The organism is Pseudomonas sp. B21-047 (assembly GCF_024748775.1).
GTDB lineage: Bacteria > Pseudomonadota > Gammaproteobacteria > Pseudomonadales > Pseudomonadaceae > Aquipseudomonas > Aquipseudomonas capeferrum.
In genome coordinates this window covers 600,970-612,997 of record NZ_CP087169.1, presented here as the reverse complement: position 1 = coordinate 612,997, position 12,028 = coordinate 600,970, and the positions used below count along the sequence as shown (strand labels likewise).

The 12,028-nt window shown below is 60.9% G+C and carries 11 protein-coding genes and 1 pseudogene; all 12 read left to right on the top strand.

All coding sequences use genetic code 11. The annotated features are described in order from the left end of the window. The first annotated feature begins 227 nt into the window (after positions 1 to 227). The 12 genes and pseudogenes from LOY26_RS02800 to LOY26_RS02745 all read left to right on the top strand — a co-directional run bounded on the left by LOY26_RS02800 (position 228) and on the right by LOY26_RS02745 (position 12,015). Complete coding sequence (locus tag LOY26_RS02800) at positions 228 to 1,748, top strand: aldehyde dehydrogenase family protein (protein WP_033703411.1); 1,521 nt, start codon at positions 228 to 230, stop codon at positions 1,746 to 1,748. Between the two features lie 175 nt (positions 1,749 to 1,923). Then, entirely contained in the window at positions 1,924 to 3,372 is a 1,449-nt protein-coding gene (gene eat / locus LOY26_RS02795; protein ID WP_033703412.1) for an ethanolamine permease, read from the top strand. A gap of 49 nt (positions 3,373 to 3,421) precedes the next feature. Continuing rightward, positions 3,422 to 4,816, top strand: a complete 1,395-nt coding sequence (locus tag LOY26_RS02790) for an ethanolamine ammonia-lyase subunit EutB (RefSeq protein WP_258714371.1) — start codon at positions 3,422 to 3,424, stop codon at positions 4,814 to 4,816. Positions 4,817 to 4,824: 8 nt separating this feature from the next. Then, complete coding sequence (gene eutC, locus LOY26_RS02785; RefSeq protein WP_258714370.1) at positions 4,825 to 5,643, top strand: ethanolamine ammonia-lyase subunit EutC; 819 nt, start codon at positions 4,825 to 4,827, stop codon at positions 5,641 to 5,643. Positions 5,644 to 5,751: 108 nt separating this feature from the next. Continuing rightward, entirely contained in the window at positions 5,752 to 6,210 is a 459-nt protein-coding gene (locus LOY26_RS02780; RefSeq protein ID WP_186660647.1) for a GNAT family N-acetyltransferase, read from the top strand. A gap of 189 nt (positions 6,211 to 6,399) precedes the next feature. Beyond that, entirely contained in the window at positions 6,400 to 7,047 is a 648-nt protein-coding gene (locus tag LOY26_RS02775) for a DedA family protein (protein WP_033703417.1), read from the top strand. Between the two features lie 8 nt (positions 7,048 to 7,055). Further along, positions 7,056 to 7,871, top strand: coding sequence for a zinc-dependent peptidase (locus tag LOY26_RS02770; protein ID WP_186660645.1), 816 nt, complete (start codon positions 7,056 to 7,058; stop codon positions 7,869 to 7,871). A gap of 92 nt (positions 7,872 to 7,963) precedes the next feature. Beyond that, positions 7,964 to 8,491 (top strand): inorganic diphosphatase, encoded by a 528-nt coding sequence (gene ppa / locus LOY26_RS02765; RefSeq protein ID WP_016497835.1) that lies wholly within the window; start codon positions 7,964 to 7,966, stop codon positions 8,489 to 8,491. 178 nt (positions 8,492 to 8,669) lie between these two features. Beyond that, entirely contained in the window at positions 8,670 to 9,371 is a 702-nt protein-coding gene (locus LOY26_RS02760; RefSeq protein WP_258714369.1) for an XRE family transcriptional regulator, read from the top strand. A 484-nt stretch (positions 9,372 to 9,855) separates the two neighbouring features. Further along, a pseudogene (locus LOY26_RS02755) lies at positions 9,856 to 10,302 on the top strand (DUF4433 domain-containing protein); the annotation flags it as partial. A gap of 16 nt (positions 10,303 to 10,318) precedes the next feature. Next, positions 10,319 to 10,930: a DUF4433 domain-containing protein gene (locus tag LOY26_RS02750; protein ID WP_258714888.1), complete on the top strand. Its 612-nt coding sequence runs from the start codon at positions 10,319 to 10,321 to the stop codon at positions 10,928 to 10,930. Continuing rightward, positions 10,927 to 12,015, top strand: coding sequence for a macro domain-containing protein (locus LOY26_RS02745; RefSeq protein WP_258714367.1), 1,089 nt, complete (start codon positions 10,927 to 10,929; stop codon positions 12,013 to 12,015). The genes LOY26_RS02750 and LOY26_RS02745 overlap by 4 nt, the downstream gene beginning before the upstream one ends. The last annotated feature ends 13 nt before the right edge of the window (positions 12,016 to 12,028 follow it).

Here is a 12,028-nt window from a genome sequence, read left to right as displayed (position 1 = left end):
TCAGCCAGCATCCTCCACCCGGCGGGGCTTTGCAATGCAGCGTACCGCTGCGTGTCGCAAACGGTACAAAGTGTCACCCGGGCCGTGCCAGCCCTGGCGCAGCGGTGGCCGGCGTGTTTCACAAAACCGCCCCAAGTGGTTGATTTTGATGGCCCTCAAAACACTGGCCCAACCTTTGCTCTACGCTTCTCAACTCCCTAACAAACACAATAGCCAGGAGACACACCATGCGTTACGCACATCCCGGTACCGAAGGCGCGAAGGTTTCCTTCAAGAGCCGCTACGGCAACTACATCGGTGGTGAGTTCGTAGCACCGGTCAAGGGGCAGTACTTCGAAAACACCTCCCCGGTGAATGGCAAGCTGATCGCGGAGTTTCCCCGCTCCACTGCCGAAGACATCGACAAGGCCCTGGATGCCGCCCACGCCGCCGCCGACGCCTGGGGCCGCACCTCGGTCCAGGACCGTTCCAATGTTCTGCTGAAGATCGCCGACCGCATCGAACAGAACCTTGAAGTGCTGGCCATTACCGAAACCTGGGACAACGGCAAGCCGGTCCGCGAAACCCTGAATGCCGACATCCCGCTGGCGGTCGATCACTTCCGTTACTTCGCCGGCTGCATCCGCGCCCAGGAAGGCGGCGCCGCCGAGATCAACGAAGGCACCGTCTCCTATCACATTCACGAGCCACTGGGCGTGGTCGGGCAGATCATCCCGTGGAACTTCCCGCTGCTGATGGCCGCGTGGAAACTCGCCCCGGCCCTGGCCGCAGGCAACTGCGTGGTGCTCAAACCCGCCGAGCAGACGCCGCTGGGTATCACCGTACTGATGGAACTGATCGGCGACCTGCTGCCCAAAGGCGTGCTCAACGTGGTCCAGGGTTATGGCCGCGAAGCGGGCGAAGCGTTGGCTACCAGCAAACGTATCGCCAAAATCGCATTTACCGGCTCGACCCCGGTCGGCTCGCACATCATGAAATGCGCTGCCGAGAACATCATCCCGTCCACCGTCGAACTGGGCGGCAAGTCGCCTAACGTGTACTTCGAAGACATCATGCAGGCCGAGCCAAGCTTCATCGACAAGGCCGCCGAGGGCATGGTGCTGGCATTCTTCAACCAAGGCGAAGTGTGCACCTGCCCGTCGCGTGCGCTGGTGCAGGAGTCGATCTACCCGCAGTTCATGGAAGTGGTGATGAAGAAGGTCCTGCAGATCAAGCGCGGCGACCCGCTGGACACCGACACCATGGTCGGCGCCCAGGCATCGCAGCAACAGTTCGAGAAGATCCTGTCGTACCTGGAAATCGCCAAGGAAGAAGGCGCCGAGCTGCTGACCGGCGGCAAGGTGGAAAAACTCGAAGGCGCGCTGTCGACCGGTTACTACATCCAGCCGACCCTGCTCAAGGGCAACAACCGCATGCGGGTGTTCCAGGAGGAAATCTTCGGCCCGGTGGTCAGCGTCACCACCTTCAAGGACGAAGCCGAAGCACTGGCGATTGCCAACGACACCGAGTTCGGCCTCGGTGCCGGCGTGTGGACCCGCGACATCAACCGCGCCTACCGCATGGGCCGCGGCATCAAGGCCGGCCGCGTGTGGACCAACTGCTACCACCTGTACCCGGCGCATGCCGCGTTCGGCGGTTACAAGAAGTCCGGCGTTGGCCGCGAGACCCACAAGATGATGCTCGATCACTACCAGCAGACCAAGAACCTGCTGGTGAGCTACGACATCAACCCGCTGGGCTTCTTCTAGAAAAACAGCTTCAAGTTGCAAGCTACAAGCTGCAAGAAACAGCGGGTACAGCACCCAACTGCTTTTTCTTGAGCCTTGTAGCTTGCGGCTTGTAGCTCCATGGCTCGCTTCCTGCAGTACCCATCACCATCGGCCGGAACCCCTCCGGCCACCAAGAAAAACAACAGGTGAAACTATGCCCAGCGATCATTCCGGCAATGCGCCGGCAGGCTCTTCCGTCGACTTCGAAAAGGTCGGTTCAGACTATTTCCAGCAACGTGAACTGAAAAAAGGCGCCGCCGGCTGGGTGTTGCTGGTCGGCCTTGGGGTCGCCTATGTGATCTCCGGCGACTACGCCGGGTGGAACTTCGGCCTGGCCCAAGGCGGCTGGGGCGGCATGTTCCTCGCCACCCTGCTGATGGCCACCATGTACCTGTGCATGTGCTTCTCGCTGGCCGAACTGTCGTCGATGATCCCCACCGCAGGCGGTGGCTACGGCTTCGCCCGCAGCGCATTCGGCCCTTGGGGCGGCTTTCTCACCGGTACGGCCATCCTCATCGAATACGCCATTGCCCCGGCCGCCATCGCCGTGTTCATCGGCGCCTATTGTGAATCGCTGTTCGGCATCGGCGGCTGGGTCATCTACCTGGCCTTCTACATCGTGTTCATCGGCATCCACATCTTCGGGGTGGGTGAAGCGCTGAAACTGATGTTCATCATCACCGCCATCGCCGCCATTGCCCTGGCCGTGTTCCTGGTGAGCATGGTGCCCCATTTTGATGCAGCCAACCTGTTCGACATCGCCAAGACGGACGCCGCAGGCGCCAGCAGCTTCCTGCCGTTCGGCTATGTCGGCGTGTGGGCCGCGATCCCCTATGCGATCTGGTTCTTCCTCGCTGTCGAAGGTGTGCCACTGGCCGCCGAAGAGACCAAGAACCCGAAACGCGACCTGCCACGCGGCCTGATCGGCGCGATGCTGGTATTGCTGGCCTTCGCCCTGCTGATTCTGGTGGTCGGCCCTGGCGCTGCGGGTTCCGAAGCACTCAAGGCCTCGGGCAACCCGCTGGTCGAGGCACTGTCCAAAGCCTATGGCGGCTCCACCTGGATGGGCAGCTTCGTCAACTTGGTGGGCCTGGCAGGCCTGATCGCCAGCTTCTTCTCGATCATCTATGCCTATTCACGGCAGATCTTCGCGCTGTCCCGTGCGGGCTACCTGCCGCGCAAGCTCTCCCAAACCAACAAGAGCAAGGCACCGGTACTGGCGCTGATCATCCCCGGCCTCATCGGTTTCGGCCTGTCGCTGACCGGCCAGGGTGACCTGTTGATCCTGGTCGCGGTGTTCGGCGCGACGCTGTCCTACGTACTGATGATGGCTGCGCACATCACCCTGCGTATCCGCCGGCCGAAAATGGAACGGCCGTATCGCACGCCGGGCGGCATCTTCACCTCCGGCGTCGCCCTGGTATTGGCGTGCATCGCCGTGGTGGCGGGCTTCCTGGTCGACCCACGGGTTGTGATTGGCGCTGCGGTGATCTATGGAGTATTAATTGCCTACTTTGCTTTCTACAGCCGCCACCACCTGGTAGCGGGCACACCGGAAGAGGAATTCGCCGCGATCCAGAAGGCCGAAGAGGCCCTGCACTGATCGCCGACACCCGCCGCGGGCCAGCCCCGCGGCGCTCTGGAGAATCTGTATGGCAAGTTTCGTACACACGGTAGGCCACCTGGTCTACCGCTTCGACAGCCTCAAGGACGTGATGGCCAAGGCCAGCCCCGCACGTTCGGGGGATTTCCTCGCGGGGGTCGCCGCCAGCAATGACGGCGAGCGGGTCGCCGCGCAGATGGCCTTGGCCAACATCCCGCTCACGCACTTTCTGAACGAGGCGCTGATCTCCTACGAAGCGGACGAGGTCACCCGCCTGATCATCGACACCCACGACGCCCAGGCCTTCGCGCCGGTCAGCCACCTGACCGTGGGCGGCCTGCGCGACTGGCTGCTCAGCGAGGAGGCCGACGAAGACAGCCTGCGTGCCCTGGCACCGGGCCTGACACCGGAGATGGCGGCGGCGGTGTCGAAGATCATGCGCGTTCAGGACCTGATCCTGGTGGCGCAGAAAATCCGCGTGGTCACCCGTTTTCGCGGCACCATGGGCCTGCGTGGGCGCCTGTCGACCCGCCTGCAGCCCAATCATCCAACCGACGAGCCAGCCGGGATTGCCGCCAGCATTCTCGACGGCCTGTTGTACGGCAACGGCGACGCCATGATCGGCATCAACCCGGCCACCGACAGCATCGCCTCGATCTGCGCCCTGCTGGAGATGCTCGACGCCATCATCCAGCGCTACGACATCCCCACCCAGGCCTGCGTGCTGACCCACGTCACCACCTCGATCGAAGCGATCAACCGGGGCGTACCGCTGGACCTGGTGTTCCAGTCGATCGCCGGCACCGAAGCAGCCAACGCCGGCTTTGGCATCAACCTCAACGTGTTACAGGAAGGCTACGAAGCGGGCCTGTCGCTCAAGCGCGGCACCCTCGGGCAAAACCTCATGTACTTCGAAACCGGCCAAGGCAGCGCCCTGTCGGCCAATGCCCACCATGGCGTCGACCAACAGACCTGCGAGACCCGCGCCTACGCCGTGGCCCGGCATTTCAAGCCGTTTCTGGTCAACACCGTGGTCGGCTTCATCGGCCCCGAGTACCTGTACAACGGCAAGCAGATCATCCGTGCCGGCCTCGAGGACCATTTCTGCGGCAAGCTGCTTGGCGTGCCCATGGGCTGCGACATCTGCTACACCAACCACGCCGAAGCCGACCAGGACGACATGGACACCCTGCTCACCCTGCTGGGCGTGGCCGGTATCAACTTCATCATGGGTATCCCAGGCTCCGACGACATCATGCTCAACTACCAGACCACCTCGTTCCATGACGCGCTGTATGCGCGCCAGACCCTGGGCCTCAAGCCCGGCCCGGAATTCGAGGCATGGCTGGCGCGTACCGGCATCTTTACCCAGGCCGATGGCCGGGTGCGCTTCGGTGAAAACCTGCCGCCGGCATTCCGCCAGGCCTTGGCGCAGCTTGCATAGGGATGACCATGGACCATCGCACAGCAACCCCCGACAACCCCTGGCTGGCCCTGCGCACCCTGACCCCGGCCCGTATTGCCCTGGGCCGCGCCGGCACCAGCCTGCCGACCGGTGCGCAACTGGACTTCCAGTTCGCCCACGCGCAAGCCCGCGATGCCGTGCACCTGCCGTTCGACCATGCGGGGCTGACGGCCCAACTTACTGAGCGCGGGCGCGACAGCCTGGTGGTGCACAGCGCCGCCAGCGACCGCGACCAGTACCTGCAACGCCCCGACCTGGGGCGACGGCTGAACGAAGACTCGATTGCGGCCCTGCGTCAGCATGCCGAGGCCAACCCGGGAGGCGTCGACCTGGCCATCGTGGTCGCCGACGGCCTCTCAGCCCTGGCCGTGCACCGCCACACCCTGCCTTTTTTGACCCGTTTCGAGGAACAGGCCGCAGCCGACGGCTGGACCAGCGCCCCGGTGGTGCTGGTGGAGCAGGGCCGGGTGGCGGTGGCCGACGAGGTGGGCGAGTTGCTCGGCGCACGCATGACCGTGATGCTGATCGGCGAACGCCCGGGGTTGAGCTCGCCCGACAGCCTCGGCCTGTATTTCACCTACGCACCACGGGTCGGCCTGACTGACGCCTACCGCAACTGCATCTCCAACGTGCGCCTGGAAGGCCTGAGCTACGGCATGGCGGCTCACCGCCTGCTGTACTTGATGCGTGAGGCCTGTCGCCGGCAGCTTTCCGGGGTGAATCTGAAGGACGAAGCCGAGGTCCATAGCCTCGAGAGCGATACCCCCTCCAGCCAAAAAGGAAACTTCCTACTCGGAAAAGAGTAAAAATCATGTCACGGAAGGCGGATTGCGCTTCTCGCCCGCATTGGGCAGCATGCTGTCGAGCGCGACTCGCAAACCGCTGTTTCCCCAAATGGATCCTGAGGGCCGCACATGCGTATCATCAAGGCAACCCTGGAACACCTCGACCTGCTGACCCCGCTGTTCGTCAAATACCGCGAGTTCTATGGGCAATTGCCCTACCCGGACAGCTCGCGCAGCTTTCTGGAAAAACGCCTGAAACGCGATGAGTCGGTGATCTATCTGGCACTGCCCGATGACGACGACGGCAAGCTGCTGGGCTTCTGCCAGCTGTACCCGAGCTTTTCGTCGCTGTCGCTCAAGCGCGTGTGGATCCTCAACGACATCTACGTGGCCGAGGACTCGCGGCGCATGTTGGTGGCCGATCACCTGATGCGCAAAGCGAAGAAGATGGCCAAAGAGACCAATGCCGTACGCATGCGGGTTTCGACCAGCGCCAATAACGAGGCGGCGCGCAAGACCTACGCGTCCATCGGGTTTCGCAAGGACACCGAGTTCGAGAGCTACATCCTGCCGATCCAGCCGGATTGACCTGTTCCGGCCGCTTCGCGGGTTCAGCCGCGAAGCGGCCAGTGCAGGCCATGCCGCCTCCGGTAACCCCCCGCTACAAACTCCCCGGGCATGATCCTCACTTCGCCGTATAATGGCCCACTTGTCATGTGTGAAAGTTTACCCATCCCCAGGTAACTGAGCCTACGCCCAAGAACACAGGTGCTGTACATGGATTTCAACCCGCTGGACCTTATCCTGCATCTCGATGCTTACCTCGATCTGCTGGTCACCAATTACGGTCCCTGGATCTACGCCATCCTGTTCACCGTGATCTTCTGCGAAACCGGCCTGGTGGTGATGCCGTTCCTGCCGGGCGATTCGCTGCTGTTCATCGCCGGCGCCGTGGCGGCCGGTGGCGGCATGGACCCGGTGCTGCTGGCGGGCCTGCTGATGGCCGCGGCAATCCTGGGTGACAGTACCAATTACGTGATAGGCCGAACGGCCGGCGAGCGGTTGTTCAACAACCCTAACTCGAAAATATTCCGCCGCGACTACCTGCAGCGCACCCACGAATTCTATGAGCGCCATGGCGGCAAGACCGTGACCCTGGCGCGCTTCCTGCCGATCTTGCGCACCTTCGCGCCGTTCGTCGCCGGCATCGCCCACATGCACTACCCGCGTTTCCTGGGTTTCAGCGTCGCCGGTTCGCTGCTGTGGGTGGGTGGCCTGGTGACCTTGGGTTACTTCTTCGGCAACGTGCCGTTCATCAAGCAGCATCTGTCGTTGATGGTGGTCGGCATCATCTTCCTGTCGCTGGTACCGATGGTGCTCGGCCTGCTGCGCGGTCGCCTGGGCCGTACAGCCAAGGCGCACTGAGCACCGCCATGTGGTCTTTCAGCGCCTGGCGGCGCCAGCGTACCCTGGCGCGCTACCCGATCGCCCCCGAGCAATGGCAGGCCGTTCGCGAGCACTTGCCGTTACTCGACGGCATCAGCACTGAAGAAGACCACTGGTTGCGCGAAGCCTGCATCCTGTTTCTGCACGAAAAGCACCTGACCACCCTGCCCGGTGTCGAGCCAAGCGACGAGCAGCGCTTGTTCCTGGCGGCCCAGGCCCAGCTGCCTTTGCTGCACCTGGGCGAGCTGAACTGGTACCAGGGCTTTCACGAGATCATCCTCTACCCCGACGACTTCAAAAGCCCCCAGCGCCACCGCGACGCCAGCGGCGTGGAGCACGTGTGGGACGGCGAGCACAGCGGCGAAGCCTGGCAACAGGGCCCGGTGATTCTGGCCTGGAACGGTGTGCTGGCCAGCGGTGGGTGGGAGGCCTACAACCTGGTCATCCATGAGCTGGCGCACAAGCTCGACATGCTCAACGGCGATGCCAACGGCCTGCCGCCGCTGCACAGCGGCATGCCGGTGGATGAATGGGCGAGTGCCATGCAACAGGCCTATGACGACCTCAATCGCCAGCTGGACCTGAACCCCGACGCCGAAACCGCCATCGACCCGTACGCGGCGGAAAACCCGGCGGAATTCTTTGCCGTCACCAGCGAATATTTCTTCAGCGCCCCCGACCTGCTGCAGCAGGCCTACCCACAGGTGTACCAGCAACTGTCGCTGTTCTACCGCCAGGACCCTTTGGCGCGCCTTGGCCGGTTGCAGGCCGAACACCCCGCTTACCGCGAAAGCCACGCCTGACGCGGCCGCACATCAGGGCAGGCGTGGCATGCCCTGGCGGAATGTGCCTATAATCGCCGCCACTTTTTGGTCAAACACGGGGGCACTGCCCAATGAGCTACAGCAAGATTCCGGCGGGCAAAGACCTGCCGAACGACATCTACGTCGCCATCGAGATCCCGGCCAACCACGCGCCGATCAAATACGAAATCGACAAGGACAGCGACACCCTGTTCGTCGACCGTTTCATGGCTACCCCGATGTTCTACCCAGCCAACTATGGCTTTATCCCGAACACCCTGGCCGACGACGGTGATCCGCTGGACGTGCTGGTCGTGACCCCGTACCCGGTTGCCCCAGGTTCGGTCATCCGCGCCCGCCCGGTCGGCATCCTGAACATGACCGACGACGGCGGCGGCGACGCCAAGGTCATCGCTGTTCCGCACGACAAGCTGTCCCAGCTGTATGTCGACGTCAAGGAATACACCGACCTGCCGGCCCTGCTGATCCAGCAGATCGAGCACTTCTTCGCGAACTACAAAGATCTCGAGAAGGGCAAGTGGGTCAAGATCGAAGGCTGGGATGGCGCCGACGCCGCCCGCGCCGCGATCACCAAATCGGTTGCTGCCTACAAGGGCTGATACCGATTGCTGAAGAACCCCGCCCAGGCGGGGTTTTTTTATGCGCTCACGATGGCTCGGCCAGTAAAAAGTCCTACGCCGCCCTACTGCAACGCCCTACAACCAAGCACTTTTCGCACAAAGCGCATCAACACCCGGTTCATATCCGCACTGGCACACGGCCGCTACACTCGCGGCCATGAACACATCCGGTGACCGCCTCAAAGCCCTGCTTCACGAATGTGGCTTGACCCCTTCCGATTTCGCCGCCCAGCGCAGCGTCACACCCCAGCACGTCAACAACTGGTTCAAGCGCGGTGTTCCGTTGGCGCGTCTTGACGAAATGGCCGACCTGTTCTGCGTACACCGCCGCTGGCTGCGCAGTGGTGAAGGCCCCAAGCACCCCAACCCGATCTTGCGCAGCGGCCCACCACCGCCCACCCACGACACCCCGCCCACCCCGCTGTCGGCCCACGGCGGCCGGATGCTGCAAGTGCCCCTGCACGAATTGCATAACGGCCGGCTTGCCCCGGTTGCCAGCAAACACCTGCGCCTGCCCTGCAAGGCACTGAAGACCTTGGGCGTTGCCGCAGACCAGGCGATCTGCCTGGCCATGCCTGCCGCCAACATGGCCCCGCTGATCCCGCAGGAGGCCACCTTGGCTGTGGACCTGGGCATGACCCAGGTAATCGAGGGCGAAACCTACGCCCTGCTGCACAATGGCACGCTCAGGGTAAACAACCTCAGCCTCGGCCAGCATGGCACCCTGTACCTGCACAGCCACGACCGGCGCAACTACGCCGTCGAGCGCTACACCCGCGCCCAACGCCAGGCACAGGGCCTGGAGATTATCGGCTGGGTCTTCCACTGGTCGCATTTCCGCCGGCAGCGCCCCGGCTGAAACACACTGTGCCATTTTTTGCTGGGCATCCTGCGCGAGCCCTTGTATGCTACGCGGCACATTTAGCCCCGACCGGCGCAAGCCGCGGTCCAGAGGGCTCGGCGACACCCCATACGGGCGTTTGCCATCTCTATCAGGTCCTTGTGACCACACAGTTAAGGCGGTTGCGGCTTACCATAAATTAGTCGGAAGCGTCCCCGAGAAGCCGGCCACAAGCCGGCTTTTTAATGCCTTATTGAAAGACATCCTCCTCAACTCAAATCCGCTACAGCACTTCTGCTCGGCTCGTTTGACCGCGCGAGACCTTGATGGCTTTGATGAAGAGTGAGGTGTAGGGCTTTTCTGAAAAGCAGGCGAATATCCTTACGACTCTTGCGGTCTTGACCGATGGCACATTAGCATCAAAACGCACCCCATCAACCCCACGGACTGAGGTTGGGGAAAATGAAGCGTTTAGATGAATGCATAGGTCAAGGGGACCCCAATGCCAGACGTCAAAAGTATCAAGGATCAATTTTTTGTCTACCACCTGACCTCTGTTGAGAATCTGGATGGGATTTTCACAGAGGGCCTGAAGCCTAGGGCCAGCCTCATTAGCTTCACTGACGTAGCAGACAGTGACATCCTCACGAAGCGCAAAGCCCTCGATCTTGACCGCTATGTACCCTTTCATTGGTTTGCTGCCAATCCGTTTGATGGATGCGTACAGCTCAGTAGACCCAATTCCAAATTCGTACTGATTTCGGTTTACAGATCGTTTGCCAAGCAAAACCACTGGAAGATCATCCCTCGCCACCCCCTTGCTAATGATGCGATCGAACTGCTCGACTATCACCGAGGCTTCGAAGCCATAGACTGGGACCTCATGAACACTCGGGACTATCAGGTAGCCGAGTGCAAAAGCGTCTGCATGGCAGAATGCCTCTCCCCCTAATCCAGACAAGGCTCTGATTTGGCGTATCGTCCATCGGGATAACCTGCCCTGGATTCTGGACAACGGTTTGCACTGCGCAAATTCGGACGTGCGGGCACCGCAGTACGTGAACATTGGCAACGCTGAATTGATCGACAAGCGCCGATCCCGCCACGTCCCGATAGCACCAAAGGGCGTGCTGGCTGACTACGTACCTTTCTACTTCACGCCCTTCTCTGTGATGATGAAGAATATTCACTCAGGATGGAGTGTGCAGCAGTTCAGCAACGACGAGATTGTGATTTTGGTCTCCAGCCTGTACCGGGTCGAAGAACTTGGCCTACCGTTCGTCTTCACAAACGCACATGCCTACCCGGAGTGGACAAACTACTACAGTGATCTCGCGTATCTCGGCGAAATCGATTGGCCAATCCTTCAACGGCGCGACTTCAAGCGTGATCCTGATGATCCTCGAAAGATGGAGCGTTATCAGGCAGAAGCGCTGATCCACCATCACCTACCGATTACGGGACTCCTCGGCATCATGTGCTACACCGATGCAGTGAAAAAACGCATAGAGCATAACGTGGCCGCTAGAGGTCTGACGTTGTCTGTTCATGCGCGTCCGGGATGGTATTTCCAATGATCAGATTTACCCAAGGCAATCTTCTGGAAGCCAAGACCGAAGCCCTCGTCAACACGGTGAATACCGTTGGCGTGATGGGCAAAGGTATTGCACTGATGTTCAAAGAGCGCTTTGCGGAGAATTACCGTCTTTACGCAGCTGCCTGCAAGGCTGGCGAAGTTGTGACAGGCAAAGTTCACGTGACAGCAGTCAACGAGCTGGACGGCCCCCGCTGGATCATAAATTTCCCTACCAAACGCCACTGGCGTTCACCTTCACAGATGGATTGGGTGACAGACGGCCTGTATGACCTGCGCCACTTTTTAATTGAAAATCGGGTCATGTCTGTTGCTGTCCCGCCATTGGGCGCGGGCAACGGTGGCTTGAAATGGCCTGATGTCCGCGAACAGATTATTGCTGTGTTGGGTGACCTTGATGTGGATGTGTTGGTGTACGAGCCTGTCAGCCAGTATCTGAACGTCGCCAAGCGTAGCGGCGTGGAAAAGCTCACGCCTGCGCGCGCGCTCATTGCCGAATTGGTTCGACGCTATTGGGTTCTAGGGATGGAATGCAGCTTGCTCGAGATACAGAAGCTGGCCTGGTTCCTGGAACGCACCATCGAAAAGCTGCCGAACACTGAGAACCCTCTGAACCTTAAGTTCGTAGCGCATAGATACGGTCCGTATGCCAATCGATTACAGCATTTGCTCAATGATCTGGATGGAAGCTATCTGCATTGCGAAAAACGCATCAATGATGCTGGGATCGGTGATGTGATCTGGTTTGACGAGACCCGTAAAACCTTTTTACAAACCTATCTGAAAACAGAGGCAAAGGCGTATTCCCAAGCATTGGAGCGCACCGTCGAACTGATTGATGGCTTTGAATCGCCCTTCGGCATGGAGCTATTGGCAACGGTTGACTGGTTGTTGAGCGAGCAAGGGGTTTCCCCGACTGTTCCTGACGTGCGCGAATCGTTGAGGCATTGGGAGGGTGGGGCCGGTGCCGCAGCTCGTAAAAGCAAGCTGTTCGACGATCAGGCACTTGATATTGCGCTCAAGCGCCTGACCTCCAGCGGCATCAAGCCTGAAATGGCAAGCAGCTAAGGGATGTCAGCTT

Excerpts from the sequence above, each read along its gene's own strand:
- LOY26_RS02780 (WP_186660647.1), top strand. The coding sequence starts at position 5,752 with ATGCGTATCATCAAGGCAACCCTGGAACACCTCGACCTGCTGACCCCG.
- LOY26_RS02775 (WP_033703417.1), top strand. The coding sequence starts at position 6,400 with ATGGATTTCAACCCGCTGGACCTTATCCTGCATCTCGATGCTTACCTC.
- LOY26_RS02745 (WP_258714367.1), top strand. The coding sequence starts at position 10,927 with ATGATCAGATTTACCCAAGGCAATCTTCTGGAAGCCAAGACCGAAGCC.
- LOY26_RS02790 (WP_258714371.1), top strand. The coding sequence starts at position 3,422 with ATGGCAAGTTTCGTACACACGGTAGGCCACCTGGTCTACCGCTTCGAC.
- ppa (WP_016497835.1), top strand. The coding sequence starts at position 7,964 with ATGAGCTACAGCAAGATTCCGGCGGGCAAAGACCTGCCGAACGACATC.
- LOY26_RS02770 (WP_186660645.1), top strand. The coding sequence starts at position 7,056 with ATGTGGTCTTTCAGCGCCTGGCGGCGCCAGCGTACCCTGGCGCGCTAC.
- eutC (WP_258714370.1), top strand. The coding sequence starts at position 4,825 with ATGGACCATCGCACAGCAACCCCCGACAACCCCTGGCTGGCCCTGCGC.
- LOY26_RS02760 (WP_258714369.1), top strand. The coding sequence starts at position 8,670 with ATGAACACATCCGGTGACCGCCTCAAAGCCCTGCTTCACGAATGTGGC.
- LOY26_RS02800 (WP_033703411.1), top strand. The coding sequence starts at position 228 with ATGCGTTACGCACATCCCGGTACCGAAGGCGCGAAGGTTTCCTTCAAG.
- eat (WP_033703412.1), top strand. The coding sequence starts at position 1,924 with ATGCCCAGCGATCATTCCGGCAATGCGCCGGCAGGCTCTTCCGTCGAC.